The 20,025-nt window shown below is 34.4% G+C and carries 13 protein-coding genes and 1 tRNA gene; 5 read left to right on the top strand and 9 right to left on the bottom strand.

All coding sequences use genetic code 11. From position 1 onward, the window contains the following. Positions 1 to 54: 54 nt before the first annotated feature. The 4 genes from bioB to EOD40_RS01300 all read right to left on the bottom strand — a co-directional run bounded on the left by bioB (position 55) and on the right by EOD40_RS01300 (position 3,206). Complete coding sequence (gene bioB / locus EOD40_RS01315) at positions 55 to 1,140, bottom strand: biotin synthase BioB (protein WP_128193093.1); 1,086 nt, start codon at positions 1,138 to 1,140, stop codon at positions 55 to 57. Between the two features lie 98 nt (positions 1,141 to 1,238). Next, positions 1,239 to 1,676: a hypothetical protein gene (locus tag EOD40_RS01310; RefSeq protein WP_128193092.1), complete on the bottom strand. Its 438-nt coding sequence runs from the start codon at positions 1,674 to 1,676 to the stop codon at positions 1,239 to 1,241. A gap of 45 nt (positions 1,677 to 1,721) precedes the next feature. Then, the gene (locus tag EOD40_RS01305; protein ID WP_128193091.1) at positions 1,722 to 2,159 is read right to left on the bottom strand and encodes a hypothetical protein; all 438 of its coding nucleotides are present in this window, start codon (positions 2,157 to 2,159) and stop codon (positions 1,722 to 1,724) included. A gap of 117 nt (positions 2,160 to 2,276) precedes the next feature. Then, the gene (locus tag EOD40_RS01300) at positions 2,277 to 3,206 is read right to left on the bottom strand and encodes a bifunctional riboflavin kinase/FAD synthetase (RefSeq protein ID WP_128193090.1); all 930 of its coding nucleotides are present in this window, start codon (positions 3,204 to 3,206) and stop codon (positions 2,277 to 2,279) included. A 232-nt stretch (positions 3,207 to 3,438) separates the two neighbouring features. On the opposite strand from EOD40_RS01300, the gene EOD40_RS01295 reads away from it, so the two are divergent. Beyond that, a complete protein-coding gene (locus EOD40_RS01295) occupies positions 3,439 to 6,117 on the top strand; it encodes a reprolysin-like metallopeptidase (RefSeq protein ID WP_128193089.1) in 2,679 nt (892 codons plus the stop codon). Positions 6,118 to 6,175: 58 nt separating this feature from the next. Here the strand turns inward: EOD40_RS01295 and pth are convergent, their stop codons facing one another. The 5 genes from pth to EOD40_RS01270 form a co-directional block, all read right to left on the bottom strand. Continuing rightward, positions 6,176 to 6,742 (bottom strand): aminoacyl-tRNA hydrolase, encoded by a 567-nt coding sequence (pth, locus tag EOD40_RS01290; protein WP_128193088.1) that lies wholly within the window; start codon positions 6,740 to 6,742, stop codon positions 6,176 to 6,178. Positions 6,743 to 6,925: 183 nt separating this feature from the next. Then, on the bottom strand, positions 6,926 to 7,327 hold the full coding sequence (locus EOD40_RS01285; RefSeq protein ID WP_128193087.1) for a response regulator: 402 nt from the start codon (positions 7,325 to 7,327) through the stop codon (positions 6,926 to 6,928). After that, on the bottom strand, positions 7,324 to 8,433 hold the full coding sequence (locus EOD40_RS01280; RefSeq protein ID WP_128193086.1) for a PAS domain-containing sensor histidine kinase: 1,110 nt from the start codon (positions 8,431 to 8,433) through the stop codon (positions 7,324 to 7,326). The genes EOD40_RS01285 and EOD40_RS01280 overlap by 4 nt, the downstream gene beginning before the upstream one ends. A 301-nt stretch (positions 8,434 to 8,734) precedes the next feature. After that, entirely contained in the window at positions 8,735 to 9,343 is a 609-nt protein-coding gene (locus EOD40_RS01275) for a 50S ribosomal protein L25/general stress protein Ctc (protein WP_128193085.1), read from the bottom strand. Positions 9,344 to 9,457: 114 nt separating this feature from the next. Next, positions 9,458 to 10,399, bottom strand: coding sequence for a ribose-phosphate pyrophosphokinase (locus EOD40_RS01270; protein ID WP_128193084.1), 942 nt, complete (start codon positions 10,397 to 10,399; stop codon positions 9,458 to 9,460). A gap of 288 nt (positions 10,400 to 10,687) precedes the next feature. Between EOD40_RS01270 and EOD40_RS01265 the strand changes: the two genes are divergently transcribed. From EOD40_RS01265 to EOD40_RS01250, 4 genes are all read left to right on the top strand, one after another. Beyond that, positions 10,688 to 10,767, top strand: a tRNA-Leu gene (locus EOD40_RS01265). A gap of 488 nt (positions 10,768 to 11,255) precedes the next feature. Beyond that, a complete protein-coding gene (locus tag EOD40_RS01260) occupies positions 11,256 to 14,375 on the top strand; it encodes a glycoside hydrolase family 2 TIM barrel-domain containing protein (protein WP_128193083.1) in 3,120 nt (1,039 codons plus the stop codon). Between the two features lie 142 nt (positions 14,376 to 14,517). After that, on the top strand, positions 14,518 to 18,615 hold the full coding sequence (locus EOD40_RS01255) for a hybrid sensor histidine kinase/response regulator transcription factor (protein ID WP_128193082.1): 4,098 nt from the start codon (positions 14,518 to 14,520) through the stop codon (positions 18,613 to 18,615). A gap of 148 nt (positions 18,616 to 18,763) precedes the next feature. Further along, a complete protein-coding gene (locus EOD40_RS01250; protein ID WP_128193081.1) occupies positions 18,764 to 20,008 on the top strand; it encodes a DUF2264 domain-containing protein in 1,245 nt (414 codons plus the stop codon). The last annotated feature ends 17 nt before the right edge of the window (positions 20,009 to 20,025 follow it).

Genomic DNA, 20,025 nt, shown 5'->3' with positions numbered 1-20,025 from the left:
AATCCATTAGATTTTTTAAGTCTAATGGATTTTTAATGTTTTAAAAAGATATATTTATTTTCCTTTGATTGATGCTTCTACATTACGCTCAATAGTATGTCCTGGGCGAGACCATTTTGGCTTTTCACCTAGAGGGGCAAATTGAGAATCAGCAGCTTCAACAGTTTTTGGTTGCGAAACTTTAGTAAATGGTTTTTGTGGATTTAGACCTAACATTTCAAACATTTTCATGTCTTCGTTAACATCAGGGTTTGGAGTTGTTAGCAGTTTGTCACCAGCAAAAATAGAATTGGCACCCGCAAAAAAGCACATGGCTTGTCCTTCACGACTCATGTTAGTTCTTCCTGCTGATAAACGCACCTGAGTTTCCGGCATAACAATACGGGTGGTTGCTACCATACGAATCATTTCCCAGATTTCAACTGGTTTTTCTTCTTCCATTGGAGTTCCTTCAACAGCAACTAAAGCATTGATTGGCACTGATTCCGGTTGTGGGTTTAATGTAGAAAGTGCAACCAGCATTCCTGCGCGGTCTTCGATGCTTTCTCCCATTCCGATAATTCCTCCGCTACAAACAGTAACATTGGTTTTACGAACGTTTTCTATGGTTTCTAAACGATCTTCAAATCCTCTTGTCGAAATTACTTCTTTGTAATATTCTTCAGAAGTATCAAGGTTATGGTTGTAAGCATAAAGTCCTGCTTCAGCCAGACGTTGTGCCTGGTTTTCGGTAATCATACCCAGAGTGCAACATACTTCCATGTCTAATTTGTTGATGGTGCGAACCATCTCTAAAACCTGATCAAATTCAGGTCCGTCTTTTACGTTTCTCCAGGCAGCTCCCATGCATACACGAGATGAGCCTGATTCTTTAGCGCGTAAAGCCTGTGCTTTTACTTGATTAACCGACATTAAATCGTTTCCTTCAACACCTGTGTGATAACGTGCTGCTTGAGGACAATAGCCACAATCTTCCGGACAACCTCCTGTTTTTATAGATAATAATGTAGATACCTGAACCACATTAGGGTCGTGGTGTTCTCTATGAATAGAGGCTGCTTCAAAAAGCAAATCCATCATAGGTTTATTATATATGGCGATAATTTCTTCTTTTGTCCAGTTATGTTTTGTAATACTCATTGTATTGTCTTTTTTGATGGCTCAAAAGTAGTCAAAATGTTCAAAATGGCAATGCAATAGCTTTAAAAAGGAATAGTAACAAAAGAACAGTTGAATTATTAATCAGATGAAAATTGATTATTCCAATACAGCATTAATAAAAGAGTGACAATTACAGACGAAGCAATGCCTTCAAACAATAATGATATGGAATAGGCATCAATGGTAGGATTGCCCCCAAAAAGGAAAGTTTCTGATAAAGATGCTACAAATGCATCCCCGCCTTGCAAATAACTGTAAATAACAAGTCCAATGATGCTTAAAATAACACCAATTATTGAGGTTAACATGGCAGAAACTGCATTTGAGACAAACTTTTTTTGGTTTTCTTTTAGATTCATCTGAATGGTTCTATTGACTCCGTAAAAAACAAAAAGTACATTTAAAAAGCGTAAATAAAACAAATGAGCCAGATTTAAAGTTTCCATCAAAAGAAAGTAAATACTAATAGCTATGAAAATAATAAATCCGTTTATAATTTCTTTAGGTGGTTTCATTTTGGCTGAATTGAAATTAAAAGATGATTTTTAAGATGGTAGGTTTTAGTCTGACGGATATTTTTTCTTCCAATATAACATTAGAGAAAAAGTTACAATTACCGCCGAAACAATTCCTTCAAAAAGTAAAGAAATGTTATAAGTCATTACAGAAGGGCTTCCTACAAACAATAATGATTCTGATAATGTTTTAATGTATTCGTCTCCTCCTTTAGCATAGATATAGGCTACCAAGCCCATAATACTAAAAAGCACACCGGCTAATGCAGTTAGTAATGCTGAAATGGCATTGTCAGCAAAATCAGTTTTGCCTTCGTTAAAATTAGTTTTTAAAGTTCTATTAACACCATAATAGATAAATACAATGTTGAATAGTCTTAAGAAAAATAAATTAGAAAGGTGCAAAACCTCCATTAGCAAAAAATAAAGAGCAATACCTATAAAAATAATAACTCCATTGTATAATTCTTTTGGCAGTTTCATACGCTTAATTTTTTAAGGTTAATAAAAAATACTTCTTTGATGAACAGGGTATTGTCTATCAAATTTACGTAAAAAACAGGAGTTTATTTAATAAAATGGACGTTTTTTTATTAGATTCTAAAGTTCTTTGATGTAAGAAAGTGTTTGGATTTTGTCTTTCTCTATTTGTTCTTTTAATAAAGTTATAGAGTCAAATTTTTCTTCTCCGCGAATGCGTTTTAGGATTGAAACAGTAATTTTTTGATCGTATAAATCGGCATCAAAGTCTAGATAATGAACTTCTACTGACAGCTGTTCGCCGCCAACAGTCGGGTTGAGACCAATATTCATCATACCATAGATTTTTTGTCCGTTGATTTGGCTAGATACAATATAGACTCCTTTTAGCGGAATAAGTTTGTAATCTTCCTCTATTTTTAGATTGGCTGTTGGAAAACCGATGGTTCTTCCCAGTTGCTTTCCTTTGATTACGGTTCCGGTTAAAATATAGTTATAGCCTAAGTATTTATTGGCTAAAAGCATGTTTCCTTCTTGGATAGCATTTCTAATTTTAGTCGAACTTACTGAAATATCGTTGATTTCTTGTGCGGATATTTGTTCGACTTCAAAGTTGTATTTTTTACCAAATTCGATAAGGTTGTTGATATCGGCGGTTCTGTTTCTGCCAAAACGGTGGTCGTAACCAATGATTATTTTGTGAATTTTAAACTGTTCAACCAGTACTGTTTTTACGAATTCTTCGGCTGTTAATCTTGAAAAACTTTCGTCAAAAGGATGGATAACAAGGTTTTGTATTCCTAATTCTTCCAGCAGATTTACTTTTTCGGCAATGGTGTTTAATAGCTTTATTTCGGAACGTTCCTGTAAAATCATTCTTGGATGTGGAAAAAATGTCAAAACAAGGCTTTCGTATTTTTCGTCAAGAGTGTTTTGAATTACTTTTTCCAGTATTTTTTTATGTCCAATATGTACCCCATCGAAAGTACCTAGAGTAAGGATTGTTTTTTTTGGAGAACTGAAATCTTTTATAGAATGAAAAATCTTCAAAGCAATTATTTTATGGTAGTGTAAATTTATGCTATTAATGCTGCAAATTTATACTATCTAAATTAAATATAACGGTGTGCCAATTCTATTTTTGAAGTATTTCTGTTGAATCTTAGAAAAAGTTGAGATAATTTTTAGTAAATGAGTTTGTTTTAATGCTGTAATTTAAACGGGACTGTTGGATATATTTTGATTAAAATGCTTTATTTTTGAAACAAAATATAAGCTAGTCATGAAAATAAACAGTGTATTCGTATTTATTTTATTGTGGTTTTCAGTTATTCATGCTCAAGATCAGGAACCATGGAAAAAAATCAATCCATCTGTTGCTCAGACTACAGCCAGACTCTTAGGGAAATTAGAGACTAATAATCCTATTTTATTTCAGTTTGATGAAGAGACTTTAAAAACCAGGCTTGAAAAGGTTCAGGATAAGACACTTTTAAATAATACAATTCAAATCACTGTTCCAAATGCTAAAGGAGTTTTGGAAAAATTTGCCATCCGTGAGGATTCAAATTTTGAGCCAGAACTTCAGGCAAAATATCCGGATATTCGCTCTTATTCGGGAACAGGTATTACCGACCCTTCTGCTGTTTTGAATTTCAGTATGTCTCCATTGGGAATACAAACGATGATTACCAGAAATGGAAATCAGATGGAATTTATTGAAAAAGACACAGAGAATAATGATGTATATGTGGTTTTTGATTCCAAAAGTAAATTGAAAGAACGCTTGCCTTTTAGTTGTGCTACTGACGATGAGTTAGCTTTAACCCAAAAAATAAGTAGTCAAACGGCTAAATTAGTATCAAGTGATAAAAAATTCAGGACTTTGCGATTAGCCTTGTCTTGTACGGGAGAATATGCAGTCTATCATGGAGGTACTGTTTCTCTTGCACTAGCCGCTATGAATGCTACGATGACAAGGGTGAATGGAATTTTTAGTAGAGATTTGGCGGTGAAGCTTCTTATTATAACTAATAATAATTTGGTAATCTATACCAATGCTTCAACTGATCCTTATTCTCCATCAAGTACGGGTGTAGGTGATGAAAATACCGATGGGAAGTGGGGAACGGAATTGCAGGCTAATTTAACAAGCGTTATAGGTAGTGCTAATTATGATATTGGTCATTTATTTGGAGCAACTGGTGGTGGCGGAAATGCTGGTTGTATAGGTTGTGTTTGTGATGCCGGAAAAGGAAGTGCTTATACCTCTCCATCTAACGGGGTTCCTAAAGGAGATACTTTTGATATTGATTTTGTGGCTCATGAAATGGGGCATCAATTAGGGGCAAATCACACTTTTTCTTATGATATTGAAGGAACAGGAGTGAGTATAGAGCCGGGAAGTGGTTCAACCATTATGGGGTATGCCGGTATTACAACCGATTATGATGTAGAACAACATTCGACGGATTATTTTTCATTTGCAAGTATTAGCCAAATTCAGAATAATTTGGCGTCTAAGATTTGTCCGGTTGTTACCACTATTAGTGCTGCTGCACCGACCGTAAATGCTGGTGCTGATTATACAATTCCAAAAGGTACAGCTTTTGTTTTAAAAGGAACTGGAGGTTCTTCGTCTTCGGCAACTTATGTTTGGGAAGAAAATGATTCCGCTACTTCAGCAAGTGGTGATTTGAGTTTTGCATTGAGTACTAAAACTAATGGTCCTCTTTTCAGGTCTTTTCCTCCCGTAAATACTCCTGTTAGATACATGCCAAGTTTTGAAAATGTTTTAGCAGGAAGGTTGACTAGTAAATGGGAGTCGGTGTCTACAGTTGCCAGAACACTCCATTTTGTTTTAACGGCCAGGGATAATGCTGCCGAGGGATTGGCTCAGACTCTTTCAGATGAAATGGTGGTTAATGTAAGCGGAACAGCAGGGCCGTTTGAAGTGACTTCTCAAAATATAGACAATTTAAGTTGGTTTCAAAATACGAACCAAATCATTACTTGGAATGTAAATGGAACGGATGCTTTGGCTGGTTCATCAAAAGTTAATATTAAGCTTTCAACCGATAATGGGGTTACGTTTCCGGTTACTTTAGCTTCGGCTGTCGCCAATGACGGTTCTGAAACGATTTCTGTGCCTAATGTTTCGTCTCAATATTGTAGAATTTTAATTGAACCAACGGATAATATCTATTATGCTATCAATAGTAAGACATTCGCAATAGGGTATACAGTTGAGTCTAGTTGTCAAACTTATGATTTTTTAACAACGCCGTTTAATATACCAGAGCAAGGGAGTTTTGCTTCTAAGACAATAACTGTTTCTTCTACTACTTCTTCTGTGCTTGATGTGAATGTAAATATTGATATTTCGCATACTTATTTTTCAGATGTACAGATGGAACTTGTAAGTCCGCAAGGGACTGTTGTAAAGTTGTTTTATAATGGATGTGGTACTACTAATGGTCATTTGTTGTTGAATTATGACGATGCCGGAGGAGATTTGTCTTGTGGGAATACAGTTTTGCAAACTGTTGCTCCTTTGGGAGTTTTAGGTGATTTTAATGGCGAAAATCCACAAGGAACCTGGACATTGCGTATTCGTGATATTTATACCAACGATACCGGAGTTTTAAATGCGGCTTCGGTTAGTATTTGTACGCAAAATTATACTTTGGTGCCTTATGATGAAATAACTCAGGATTTAAGAGTGAGTTCTAATCCTAATGATGGTAATTTTAATGTAAAATATATTAGTACTTCTTCTAACAATACGATTGAAATTTTGGTTTATAATGTTTCTGGGAAAAGGATATTTAATAAAAAATATCCTAATAATGGTGGTTTTGATGAAGATATTCAGTTACCAAATAAGCCTCAGGCGGGAATTTATTTTGTAACGTTGATAGATGGAGATACAAAAAAAACAACCAAAATGATTGTTAATTAAGGATTGTGATTTGTAATAAAAAAAAGGCTGGAAAATAATTTATTTTCCAGCCTTTTTTTTATTTTCCATTAAAGCTTGTCATGGTGTTTTCGAGGCCAGCCGTTCCGAAAGATTTGATAATCTCGGAGGCTACTTCAAGGCGTTCAGGGAGTGCTTCTTTTTCGGAGTCATTCCATTCGCCCAACACGTAATCTACTTGTCTTCCTTTTTTAAATTCGTCACTTATTCCAAAACGAAAACGGGTATATTGATTGGTGTTTAATACCAGGTTGATGTTTTTTAGACCGTTGTGACCGCCATCGCTTCCTTTGGGTTTGATTCGGATGGTTCCAAAAGACAGGTTTAAATCGTCGGTGATAACAAAAAGATTCTCCAGTGGTATGTTTTCTTTTTCCATCCAATATTGAACTGCTTTTCCGCTTAAATTCATGTAGGTATTGGGTTTTAAAAGAAAAAAACTTCTTCCTTTGAATTTGTATTCGGCTAATGAACCCAGTTTCACGGTTTGAAAATCAAGACTTTCTTTTTTGGCTAAATAATCCAATACTTTAAATCCAATATTGTGACGTGTGTTTACGTATTCGGCGCCTATATTTCCTAGTCCTACAATTAAATATTTCTTCATTCGTTTGTGTTCTCTTCTTTTGATGGTGATTCAAATGTTTAATCCCGATAGCTATCGGGACATTTTATCATGCTGCAAAAGTAAGTTAATTTGTTAATCCAGAAATTTGATGCAAGAAAATTTGAGATAAATTTTAGAATTATCTGGGAATGTTTTTTGTGGTTGTTGTTCTCTTTTAAAAAATTAATTTATGTATTGATTTAATATATCAACTAATTTTATTTTAGATATAGGTTTGATGATGTAACCGGAAACGGAACTTATGTTTTTTGCTCTCTCAACATCATGTGGGGAAATAGATGAAGTGCAGATATAAATAGTTATTTTATTTAAATGATTTGATTTTACTTCTTTGAATTCATCGAGAAACTCCCATCCATCCATTATTGGCATGAATAAATCAAGAAACAGGATGTTTGGCAGGTTGTTTTCTTCTTTTGAATGTTCTTTTAAATATGTCAAAGCTTCTAATCCATTCATGAAAGTGTTTATCTGTTCTACATTTTGTTGTTGTTCCAGAATTTTCTTTGTTATGAAGAGATAAGTTGTGTCGTCATCAACCAATAATATTTTTACTTTTTTCATCTTTTTTGATTGTTAATTTTTATAAAGAAGGTTGATCCTGTGTGTTCTTGGCTTTCTACCCAAATTTCCCCGTTCATAGCGTCAATTTGTGTTTTTGTCATAAATAATCCAAGTCCTTTTGCGTCGGGATGTTTATGAAAAGTTCTTCGTATTTTAAATATGGCCTCTTTGTGTCTTTTTAAGTTTATGCCTAAACCATTGTCTTTTATTGTAAGAAGGATATGGTTGTTAATTAGTTTAGTGTTGATTTTTATGACTAAATTTCTATCAGGAGATCTGTATTTTATTGCGTTACTTATCAGATTAGAGAAAATGCTGTCTAAGTATTTTTCGGGATAATAAACTGTTGGAGCTTCATTGCAATCGATCTCGACAGTTATATTGTATTCCTTAATTTGTGTTTGAAAATCGATGAGTGATTTTTTAATGCATTTTCTGAAATCTAATTTTTTCGATTGTATTTCTAGATCTTGTTTTACTTGCAGTGATTCTACTAATTTGTTGAATATTTCATTGATGTGATTAACAACAGGACGAATTCTTTGGAAAGCTTCTTCTTTATCCTCTTCTTTATCGGTTTCTTCGATGAAATCTAATAACATAGAAATATTTACTAATGGAGCTCTAAGATTATGAGAAATGATATTGCAAAAATCGATTAGCTGTTTATTATGGTATTCAGCCTTGATTAGCATTTTTTTGATTTCTTCTTCTCCCTTTTTTTTATCTGTGATATCTGATCTAATGGCAACATATTGATACGGTTTCCCTGTCTGATCTAAGAAAGGAATAATTGTGGTGTCAACCCAATAGTAAGAGCCATCTTTGGCTTTGTTTTTTAACTCCCCTTTCCAGATTCTGCCGTTAGCTATTGTTGTCCAGATTTCTCTGATGAAATCCTTAGAATGATGTCCGGAATTGATAATTCGATGATCCTGTCCTAATAATTCTTCTTGTGAATATTTAGATATCTTGCAAAAGTTCTCGTTTACATGAGTGATAATCCCTTTTTGGTTTGTTATTGCAACAATAGAAGATTGGTCAAGCGCATGCTTGTAATAAGAAAGTTCGTTGTCTTCTTTTGGTGCTTTTTTTTCTGTGCTCATGATTTTTTCTCCGTGTTGTCCAATCAGGTTAGGTTGTGGTATTTAATCAAAAGTCAGGATTATTGCTTTTTTTGATGTGTCAAAAAAGTAGTATAAATATATTAATAAAAATTTTATTAATATATTTTTTATTGAAAATAATAGTAGTTGGATTACAATTGTTGTGTTGTTGCTAAACTGGGTTTTGTTAAGAAGCTTGTTATGTATGGCTTTTTAAGCTGTTATTTCAGAATGGGATATAGTAAAAACAAAAAAAAGCACCAGTTGGGAAACTGATGCTTTTAAGTATATTGAAAAAAGATTATTTTTTCTTTCCTTTTGCAGGTGCTTTTGCTGCTTTTGCTGCTTCTTGAGCTGCTTTCATAGCCGCACGAGACATCTTCACTTGACAGATAACTGTGTTGTCTGGGTGCATGATTTTGAAGTCTGGTGTAGGTACTTTAGTAACATATAATTTGTTCCCCATATCAAGTGGAGTAATGTCAGCTTCAACGAAATCTGGAAGATTTTTTGGTAAAGCTTTAACTTTTAATTTACGGTTGTTGATACGTAAATCTCCACCTGCCATAACTCCTTTAGAGTTACCAGTGATTTTTACAGGAACTTCAATAGTGATTTCTTTGTTGTCATATAATTGAAAGAAGTCAATGTGTAAGATTCTGTCAGAAACTGGGTGAACCTGAATGTCTTGAAGAATTGCATTGAATGATTTTCCTTCTAATTCGATCACAACTGTGTGAGCGTTTGGAGTGTAAACCAAGTTTTTGAATGCTTTTTCTTCTGCTGAAAAATGAACTGGTTGATCTCCTCCGTATAACACGCAAGGAACCGCTCCAGCATTACGTAAGGCTTTAGTAGCAACTTTGCCCACGCTTTCTCTTTCTGATCCTTTAATTGTAATCGATTTCATTTTAAATATTTATATAGTTATTAATTAAACTCTTTTTTTAAGTCCTTAGTGGTTAGTTTTTGAGTCCTTAGTGGTTGACTAATCGCTGAGGACTAATCACTAGGGACTAAAAAATTACATGATGAATTTTCCACTGATGGAATTGTTGTTTTGTACCATTTGCATTACTTCTGCAAAAAGCGGTGCACAACTCACTACTTTGATTTTGTTTGATTCTTTCTTTAATGGGATTGAATCGGTAACGATTAATTCGCTTAATTTCGAATTTTCTATTTTTTCATAAGCTCCGCCTGATAAAATAGCGTGAGTACAAATAGCTCTTACGCTTAGTGCTCCTCTTTCAATCATTAAGTCAGCTGCTTTTGCTAATGTTCCTCCTGTGTCAATCATATCGTCAACAAGGATAACATTACGGCCTTTTACTTCACCTATTAATTCCATGGTGTCAATAACGTTAGCTGCTTTACGTTGTTTGTAGCAAATAACAACATCTGACTCTAGGAATTTTGAATAAGCATAAGCTCTTTTAGAACCACCCATGTCTGGAGAAGCAATTGTTAGGTTTTCTAACTTAAGGCTTTCTACATAAGGTAAGAATATGGTTGAAGCAAAAAGGTGATCTACTGGTTTTTCAAAGAACCCCTGGATTTGATCTGCGTGTAAATCCATGGTCATGATTCTTGTTGCTCCTGCTGTTTCCAGCATTTTAGCTATTAATTTAGCTCCAATTGGAACTCTTGGTTTGTCTTTTCTGTCTTGTCTCGCCCAACCAAAGTATGGCATAACAGCAGTAATGTGTCTGGCCGAAGCGCGTTTTGCAGCATCAATCATTAATAATAACTCCATTAAATTGTCTGTATTCGGGAAAGTAGAACAAACAATGAAAACACGTAATCCTCTGATTGATTCTTCGTAAGAAGGTTGAAATTCGCCATCACTATAATGTGACATTGATACTTTACCTAATGGAATTCCGTATTCTTCGGAAATTTTTTCAGCTAGATAGACACTTTGTGAACAAGCAAAAATTTTAGCTTCTGGTTCTTTTTGTGACATTTAATTTGTTGTTTTTATTCCGCTGCGCTCCATACAGGTTTGGCTTTGTCTTTTTTTAAAGCCAGATTATGTATAAATGCCTCGGGTGGAGTTAGTTAGTATATGCTGTTTTAACGAGCTGCAAATTTAGAAAATTAATTTGACTGTGAAAGTAAAATTTTAAGATTTTTTCTTAGAATGTTTAAGAATATTTTTTACATTTGCACCGTGTTAAAGAAAAGACATTTGGTCTAAGGATTAAATTTTCTTTATTGCGTTGAGATAATTGTTATTATCTCTGTCTGCTAAGCCCGGATGGCGGAATTGGTAGACGCGCTGGTCTCAAACACCTGTGGGAAACCGTGCCGGTTCGACTCCGGCTCCGGGTACGAAAGTCTCTTCGAAAGAAGAGGCTTTTTTTGTTTTCTAAATGTTTCTTATAAAAGTTATAGGAGTCATGCCTAAAAAGGTTCAATTCCGGCTCTGGTACAAAACCGCTTCGAAAGGTGCGGTTTTTTTTGTTTTTATATTTTTTCAATTATCCTTTTTTTATTTGTTCTAATGGACTTCATCTAGAATTAAAAAAGGAATAAGTGTTTTATTATCTCGGGTGTATATTGTAATAAACTTCGGTTTTAACAGTGTTTATGCTTGTTTTTACTGAAATGACCCCGTTATTGTGTTGTAATACCCCTCTCGTCTTTTGAGCTGTTATCTAAATTTGTAATGTAGATTTTGTCATTCCTTATTTAAGCTGGCTGTTTTTATTTTTTGGTTAATAATTAGGATGGTTTTTTAATGTGTTTTTTTATTAAGCTGATTTGGAATGACGATTTTCTATTTTGGAATTAAAATTTAGATAATCAAAAATAGATAGATGAAGAATATTTTTTTAGCAGCTGTTTTGCTTTTAGGGACACAGATTAATTTTGCTCAGACCAACGAATGGGAGAATCCTCAAATAGTTGATAGAGGAAAAGAAGCGGGTAGAAGCTCTTTTCTTTTATTCAGTAATGAAGCTGAGCTGAAAACCAATAATCCGCAAAAATCAGAGCTGTATCAGAGTTTGAACGGAAACTGGAAATTCAACATTGTTAAAAGTCCGTCTCAAAGACCGATGGATTTTTTTGCAACAAGTTTGGATGATGCCAATTGGAAAAACATTCAAGTACCTTCAAACTGGGAACTGCAAGGCTATGACATTCCTATTTATACTAATATTACGTATCCATTTCCTAAAAATCCTCCTTTTATAGCTGGCGATTATAATCCTGTGGCTAGTTACAGACGCAGTTTCGCAGTAGCTGATTCCTGGAAAGACAAGGAGATTATACTTCATTTTGCTTCTATTTCGGGTTATGCCAGAGTATTCCTGAACGGAAAAGAAGTGGGAATGACTAAGGCGTCTAAAACTCCGGCCGAATTTAATATTACTTCTTTTTTGAAAAAAGGGGATAATTTAATTGCGGTACAAGTATTCCGTTGGCATGATGGAAGTTATTTAGAAGATCAGGATTTTTGGAGATTAAGTGGTATCGAGCGTGATGTTTATTTGCAAGCGATGCCTAAAACTACCGTTTGGGATTATTTTGTGAAAAGTGAATTAGACGGTCAATATAAAAATGGAATTTTTAATCTGGATGTTACTTTAAAATCTTTCGAAAACAATAAGATAAAAAATCCTGCTGTTAAAGTGGAATTGTTTGACAATGATGGGAAAGTTGTTTTTTCAGAAAGTAAAAAAGTGGGTTCGAAAGAACAAAAAATCAGCTTTGACAAAACAATTGAAAATGTGAAACAATGGAATGCCGAAACGCCTAATTTGTACCGATATACCATTACTTTGCTTGATAATAAAGGAAATGCATTAGAGGTTATTTCTAAAAAAACAGGTTTTAGAAAAGTTGAAATCAAAGATGCCCGATTGTTAGTTAATGGCAAGGTGGTTATGGTAAAAGGGGTAAATATCCATGAACATGATGATGTAAATGGGCATGTGCCAAATAAGGAATTAACGATGAAAGACCTTCAGTTAATGAAGGAATATAATGTTAACGCCATTAGAATGAGTCATTATCCGCATGATACTCATATTTATGATTTATGTGATGAATATGGTTTTTATGTAGTTGACGAAGCTAATATTGAAAGCCATGGAATGGGAGCAGAATGGCAAAATTGGTTTGATAAAACAAAACATCCTGCGTTTTTACCGGAATGGGCGCCAGCTCATTTGGACCGTATCAAAAGAATGTTTGCAGTAGATAAAAATCATCCTTCGATTATAATCTGGTCTTTAGGGAATGAATGCGGAAATGGTCCTGTTTTTTATGATGCTTACGATTGGTTAAAACAAGTGGATTCTACGCGTCCGGTTCAGTTTGAACAGGCTGGGGAGAATAGAAATACCGATATTGTAGCTCCTATGTATCCAAGTATTAAGAGTATGAAGGCTTACGCCAGCTCTGATAAAAAACGTCCTTATATTATGTGTGAATATGCACATGCTATGGGGAACAGCAGCGGAAATTTTCAGGAATATTGGGATATTATCAATAACAGTAAACGTATGCAAGGTGGATTTATTTGGGACTGGGTTGATCAGGGAATAAAAACTAAAAATGAAAAAGGAGTCGAGTTTTGGGCTTATGGCGGCGATTTAGGAGCTGCTCATTTGCAAAATGATGAAAATGGTTGTGCTGATGGACTTATATTTTCGAATAGAACTCCAAAACCGGCATTGAATGAAGTAAAGAAAGTATATCAAAACATTCAATTTCAGTTCAATAATGAAGCTGGTTTAGAGGTGACGAATCATTTTAATTTTACCAATCTTTCTAATTATACTTTTAAATGGGAGTTGATTAAAAACGGATTAACAACGAAGTCTGGAGAATTTAATTTGGATGTAAATCCTGAAGAAAGTAAAAAAGTTGCTTTAGATTTAGGTTCATTTGATGAGGGGGCAGAATGTTTCTTAAATGTTTTTGCGGTTTCAAAATACGATGCTCCTTTGGTTGCTAAAGGACATGAATTTGCCAGAGCGCAATTTGCAATAGGAAAAGGGGATTATTTTAAGAATAATGCCATGGCTTCTAAGAGTCCATCTAAATTGAAGTATGCTGTTAAAAACAATGTGCTTTCTTTTGAAACTGAAACTGTTGCAGGTGAATTTGATTTGAAAAAAGGAGAAATTGTAAAATATGCATTGAAAAATGATGCTAATACTATGATTTCAAATTTCCCAACGCCTTATTTCTGGCGTGCGCCAACAGATAATGATTTTGGAAGCGGGATGCCAAATAAATTGGTGATTTGGAAAGAAGCGTCAAAAAATCCAGCAGTTGTAAGTGTCAATTTCGATAAAAAATCTTCAGAAGGTTTACTGATAAAAGTGGCTTATCAATTAGCTCAGGCAGATGTTCCTTATACTGTAGATTATCTGATTCAAAATGATGGTTCGATTAAGCTTACTGCAGCTGTTGATATGACAGCGAAAAGTTTGCCTGAATTACCACGTTTTGGGATGCGTTTAAAATTAAACGGAGCGTATGATAATCTGACTTATTACGGAAGAGGTCCTTGGGAAAATTATTCCGATAGAAATACGGCTGCGTTTGTTGGGACTTATTCAGATAAAGTGATGAATCAATATGCGCGAAATTATATTCGTCCACAGGAATCAGGTTATAAGACCGATGTTCGCTGGTTGATTTTGAAAAATGCTAACGGACAAGGTTTGAGAATAACAGGGGAACAACCTATTGGTTTCAGTGCCTTGAATATTTCAACAGAGGATTTAGATCCCGGGAAGCACAAATCGCAACGCCATCCTTCTGATTTGGATTTGAATTCTAAAGAAGCGGTTTATCTGCATTTAGATTACAAACAAAGAGGTGTTGGTGGTGATGATAGTTGGGGAAGTTTGCCTCATGAGCAGTACCGATTATTGGATAAAAAATACAGCTATTCTTACGTAATTTCATTAGTTAATTAATTTAGTGGTTTTTTGTGTGTTTCTTTAGAAGAACCTGTGATGTTTATTCATGGGTTTTTCTAATTTTAGGGATTGAAGCACGATTGTTTTTATAATTTGATTTTTTGCTAATACTAATTTCATAATCCAAAAGCACACTATTTTGAGAAATAAAATTCTATCTTTTTTACTACTTCTAATTTGTTTTACGGCTAAATCACAAGCTCTTGCCGGATTGCCTGTGCCAAATTATGCTAAAGAAAAATATGATATTGGCTATTTGGGTATCGAAAATGGATTGGCTAATAATGCGGTGACCTCTGTTTACAAGGACAAACGGGGTTTGATGTGGTTTGGTACTTATGATGGAATAAGCAGGTATGATGGCTATAATTTTTTGAGTTACAGAAATGAACCCAATGATGTTAATTCGTTAATCAATAATAGGGTTGTAAGTATTTGCGGGACTCAAAATGAAGTTTGGATTGGTACTAAAAAAGGTATAAGTGTTTATAGTTATTTAACTAATAGATTTAGTACAAGGTATTATGAGGATCTTAAAACAGGGAAGAGTGAGTTGATTGATTTTGTTATCAATGAAATCAAAGATTATAAAACAAGAATGTATATTGCTACTGCCGGTAAGGGCTTGCTTTATTGTTCAGAAAAGGGTGGAAAAATTAATGCTATTCCGCTTTATGGAAATGGAAAATTGCAGTGGGATTATCATATTCAAGGAATAGATTTTGATAAGTCAGGCAGATTGTGGGGGTTTGTACAGGGTGAAGGTCTTGTGACTATGGATCCAAAAGCAAAAAAACTCTCGGTGGTATATGCTGAAATTCTAAAAGGGGATTGTGTTTTTTATGATGGATTTTCAAATGTCTGGGTCGCAATTGAAGGAGGTTTGTTAAAATACAATACCGTTAATAAAACACATCGTATATATAATAATCAAGAGATACAATATCCCATTGCTGATTTGATGTATAAGCCCGATACTAAGGAACTTTGGATAGCCACAAATGGTAATGGTGTGGTTAAGTACAATTTTGCTTCGGATACTTTTTCGTTATTGAGTGCGAGTTTGAATGAAGAGAAGTTAAATAGTAACGCTATTTCGTCATTATTTTTAGATAGTGGTAACAGGGTTTGGATTGGAACCTTAAGAGGTGGAGTAAACAGGGTTGAAAATAAGAAAAGTACTTTCACGACTATTTCAAAAAATGAAAAAGTAGCCAATACATTGCCAAGTGATTTTATTCTTTCTTTATGTGAACAAGACAGAGATCATCTTTGGGTAGGTACTGATGGTGGTGGGGCAAGTTTATGGGACAGAAAGAATAATGTGTTTAAAAATTATTCCTATAGTTTGAACAGTCCTAATTCGCTGGCTAATAATTTTGTAACAACAATTGTAAAAGATGCTAAAGGTACCTGGTTTGGAACTTATGGTGGAGGTGTTTGTCTTTTTAATTCTCAAAGCCAAAGTTTTAAAAGATACCAACTTTTTAATCCTAAATACAATATAGCTCAAAAGAATATCTGGGTTTTGTTTCGCAGTAAAGAAGGTGTTTTATGGGCAGCTTCTCCTGATGAAGAAGGATTGTATCGTTATAATAATGCAACTGACCAATTTGATTTTGTCGATGCAAAAATTAGAGGTATCATTTCATTGACAGAGGATGTGCAGGGTAATCTTTGGTTGGGAAATTTCACCAAACTGATTAAATTCAGTCCAAATACGATGCGACGTCAGGAAATAGAGGTTAAATATCCGGTACGATCTATTGTTTCTGTTTCTAATACAAAAATGCTTGTTGGTACCGAAGGGGGAGGTATGATGGTTTTTAATCCTCAAACATCTCAGAAAAAATTTCTGACTCAGGCTAATGGGATTTCAAATAATTCCATTTTAAATATTGTTCGGGATAATCAGGGTACTTATTGGTGTAGTACCTACAATGGTATTTTTACATATACTATTTCTAACGGAAAAATAACAACTTATCATGATGCCGATGGGCTTCAAAGTAATCAGTTTAATTACAATGCAGCTCTTAAACTTTCTACAGGAGAAATAGTTTTTGGAGGAATTAAAGGTTTTAATGTTATTGATACCAAGATCAGTAGTCAAATTCATGATTTTCCTAAACTGGTGATTACTTCTATCAAAGTAAATAATAAAGCTATAGAGGAATCGGGCGTAACCACTTTTGGGGTTGATAAGTTAAAACTTCCGTATGATGAGTCGATGCTGAATATAGAATTTGCAGCATTAGAGTACAGTTTGCCCGAAAAAATATCTTACGCTTATTTTCTGGAAGGTTGGGATTCCCAATGGCATTATGTCGGTAATATAAGAAGTGCCAACTATTCAAGATTGACAGAGGGTGATTATACTTTAAAAATTAAATCTACAAATGCAGAAGGAGTTTGGAACTCTGAAACCATTTCATTGCCTATTACCATATTGCCACCTTGGTATAGAAGTTCTTTTGCTTATTTTCTTTATGTTTTAGCCATTGCTTTTGTAATATATATGGTTGATAAATACCAAAGAAAGCAAGCCCAACTTAAGTATGAGGTTCAGCTTTCTCAAGATTTAGCGAAACAGGAGAAAGAATTGAATGAAAAGAAATTAACTTTTTTTACCAATATATCTCATGAGTTTAGATCTCCATTAACGATGATTATTAATCCTCTTAAAGATATCATTTATGGGAATAATCAAAAAATAGAACCTGGAGCTATAGAAATGGTGTATAGTAATTCCCGAAGATTATTGAGTTTAGTAGATCAGTTGCTGCTTTTTAGAAAAACAGAAACTGAGACGGGGAAACTTAAAATTGCACAAATTGATCTTGTTGAGCTTTGTAAAGAGGTGTTTAGCTGTTTTGTACATCATGCCAAAACTAAAAAAATAGATTATAGTTTTAGTATTTCTGAAGAAAAAATCTACGTTTATGCAGATCGGGAAAAAATTGAGATGGCGTTGTTTAATTTGATTTCCAATGCCTTAAAATTTACTGAAAAAGAAAATGGTGCGGTTGCCGTTCATTTGCGTTCTGTTGGTAATGAGGTTGTTGTGAATGTTGTTGATAATGGCGAAGGGGTTCCGGATGCTGATAAAGACAAAATATTCAATCTGTTTTATCAATCGAATAAAAACATCAAAAACAATCGTAAAGGATTTGGTATTGGTCTTTATTTAGTAAAACAGTTTGTCAGTCAGCATCATGGAGAGGTGAGTTGTGTTGACAATGAAAAAGGAGGAGCAACATTTGAAATTAGATTACCACTAGGAAAAGAACATTTTGGTGATATAGAAATACGCGAAGATCTAAGTGACAGAACCTTGTTTTTAGAAGAATTTTTAGAAGACAAAGCATTACAGGGGGATAATTTAGATAAGAATGAAGAATCTGAAGTTGTAGAAGAGCTAATTAAAGATGCAAAGAGTATTTTAATTGTAGACGATAATCCTCAGATAAGAAATTATTTGAAAAAAATATTAGCGCCTAAATATAGTGTTACTGCTGCCGAAAGTGCAGAAAAAGCATTGGAGATAATCAGGAAAGTACAGCCAGATTTGATTATTTCGGATGTGGTTATGGGCGATATGAATGGTGTGACTTTTTGTAAGCATATAAAAAGCGATGAAGAATTAAAACATATTCCTGTAATATTACTCACAGGAGGAACTTCGGAAGATGTGAAGCTTAAAGGTGCCGAAGTAGGTGCTGATGATTACATTACAAAACCATTTGATAATGATTATTTGTTAGCACGAATTAACGGAATCCTTACACGACGTGATAGTGAGCAGAATTATTTGCTTAATTCAGTTACAAAAAAGGTAGCGAGCCCAAAATTGTCTGATGAAGACAAAAAACTTCTGGATAAAATAGTGGAAGTCATTGATGCCAATTTAGATGTGGAAAGTTTTAACATTAAAGATTTGGCGAGCGAATTAGGGATGAGTCATTCTTTAGTTTATAAAAAGATTAAAAAGATTACTGGAAAATCGGTTACTGAATTTACGCGTAATGTACGATTAAGAAAGGTAGCCACTTTGTTGATTACAACCGATTTGCAAATAAGTCAGGCAGCTTCAGTAGCAGGTTTTGGTGATATTAAATATTTCAGAAAACAATTCCAACAGTTTTATGATATGAATCCTTCTGAATTCAAGAAGAAATATCAAAACGTAAAAGATAACAAATACATATTGAATGAAAGTTTCTGGAAATCGACCTGATTGCTGGGTTTGATGTCTGGTTTTTTGTCACACTGAGCTTGTCGAAGTGCTTGTGTATTGTTTAAAGGTCTTCGACAAGCTCAGACTGAAATAAGTAATATTTAATGGAATTTTAGATAAGGAAAATTAAAAACTAAATTAAAAATACATGAATAATTATCTGCAGAAAGCGGTTTTGTTGTGCTTTCTCTTTTTTGGGGTTATTAATATACTCTGCTCACAGTCTAAAAGGCTTCATAAAGATTCTCCTGAAAAAGTTCGGGAGTTTTTTGTGTCTTCTTTAATTAAAATTGGTGATCCGGTTCTGAATGCTTTGAGTAAGGATCAATTAAAAGCGCAAATGCCTATTGAGAAATCTCCGGGCGCCTGGGATGACAGGACTCATGTAACACATTTGGAAGCATTTGGCAGATTGCTTTCAGGGATGGCTCCCTGGCTGGAATTAGGTCCTGATGCAACATCTGAAGGGAAATTAAGAGCAAAATATATTGATTTGGCTCAGAAATCGATTCATAATGCGACCAATCCCGATGCTGCCGATTTTATGAATTTTGCAAAAGACAAGCAGCCTTTGGTTGATGCCGCTTTTTTTGCTCAGGCTTTGTTACGTGCGCCAAAACAACTTTGGGAACCACTTGATGATACCACTAAAGAAAATGTGATTAAAGCATTGAAATCATCCCGGGTGATAGAACCTTATAATAGTAATTGGTTGCTTTTTGCCAGTATGATAGAAACGGCAATTCTTAAATTCGATAAGGATGAAGATAAAAAGCGATTGAATCACGCCTTGGAAGAACATAAAAAATGGTATTTGGGTGATGGAATGTATGGCGATGGTCCTGATTTTCATTGGGATTATTACAATAGTTTTGTAATCCATCCGATGCAGTTAGACATATTAAAAACACTTGAAGAGAAAAATGGCGGTTATAAAGAAGATTTTAAAACGGTGTTAAATAGAGCTAAACGTTATGCTGCTATACAGGAACGATTGATTTCTCCTGATGGAACTTATCCGCCTATTGGGAGATCCTTAGCGTATCGTTTTGGAGCTTTTCAATTGTTGTCGCAAATTGCACTTTGGAAAGAATTACCAAAAGAAGTTGCTCCTGCTCAGGTGCGTTCGGCATTATATACGATGATTCATAACCAATTGAATGTGAAAGGAACTTTCGATAAAAACGGTTGGCTTCAAATAGGTATATACGGTCATCAGCCTAATATTGGCGAAGGCTATATATCGACAGGGAGCTTGTATTTGTGTACTGAAGCTTTTCTGGTTCTCGGTTTGCCGGCAACCGATTCTTTTTGGAGTGATGAATACCAGTCCTGGACACAAAAGAAAATTTGGTCTGGACAGGAAATTGCAATTGACCATGCTTCAAAATAATTTTGAAAAACCAAACT

The sequence above is a fragment of the Flavobacterium sufflavum genome (assembly GCF_004016525.1).
GTDB lineage: Bacteria > Bacteroidota > Bacteroidia > Flavobacteriales > Flavobacteriaceae > Flavobacterium > Flavobacterium sufflavum.
The sequence above is the reverse complement of the archived record's forward strand: the minus strand, read 5'-3'. Positions and strand labels throughout refer to the sequence as shown.

Excerpts from the sequence above, each read along its gene's own strand:
- bioB (WP_128193093.1), bottom strand. The coding sequence starts at position 1,140 with ATGAGTATTACAAAACATAACTGGACAAAAGAAGAAATTATCGCCATA.
- EOD40_RS01310 (WP_128193092.1), bottom strand. The coding sequence starts at position 1,676 with ATGAAACCACCTAAAGAAATTATAAACGGATTTATTATTTTCATAGCT.
- EOD40_RS01305 (WP_128193091.1), bottom strand. The coding sequence starts at position 2,159 with ATGAAACTGCCAAAAGAATTATACAATGGAGTTATTATTTTTATAGGT.
- EOD40_RS01295 (WP_128193089.1), top strand. The coding sequence starts at position 3,439 with ATGAAAATAAACAGTGTATTCGTATTTATTTTATTGTGGTTTTCAGTT.
- pth (WP_128193088.1), bottom strand. The coding sequence starts at position 6,742 with ATGAAGAAATATTTAATTGTAGGACTAGGAAATATAGGCGCCGAATAC.
- EOD40_RS01285 (WP_128193087.1), bottom strand. The coding sequence starts at position 7,327 with ATGAAAAAAGTAAAAATATTATTGGTTGATGACGACACAACTTATCTC.
- EOD40_RS01280 (WP_128193086.1), bottom strand. The coding sequence starts at position 8,433 with ATGAGCACAGAAAAAAAAGCACCAAAAGAAGACAACGAACTTTCTTAT.
- EOD40_RS01275 (WP_128193085.1), bottom strand. The coding sequence starts at position 9,343 with ATGAAATCGATTACAATTAAAGGATCAGAAAGAGAAAGCGTGGGCAAA.
- EOD40_RS01270 (WP_128193084.1), bottom strand. The coding sequence starts at position 10,399 with ATGTCACAAAAAGAACCAGAAGCTAAAATTTTTGCTTGTTCACAAAGT.
- EOD40_RS01260 (WP_128193083.1), top strand. The coding sequence starts at position 11,256 with ATGAAGAATATTTTTTTAGCAGCTGTTTTGCTTTTAGGGACACAGATT.
- EOD40_RS01250 (WP_128193081.1), top strand. The coding sequence starts at position 18,764 with ATGAATAATTATCTGCAGAAAGCGGTTTTGTTGTGCTTTCTCTTTTTT.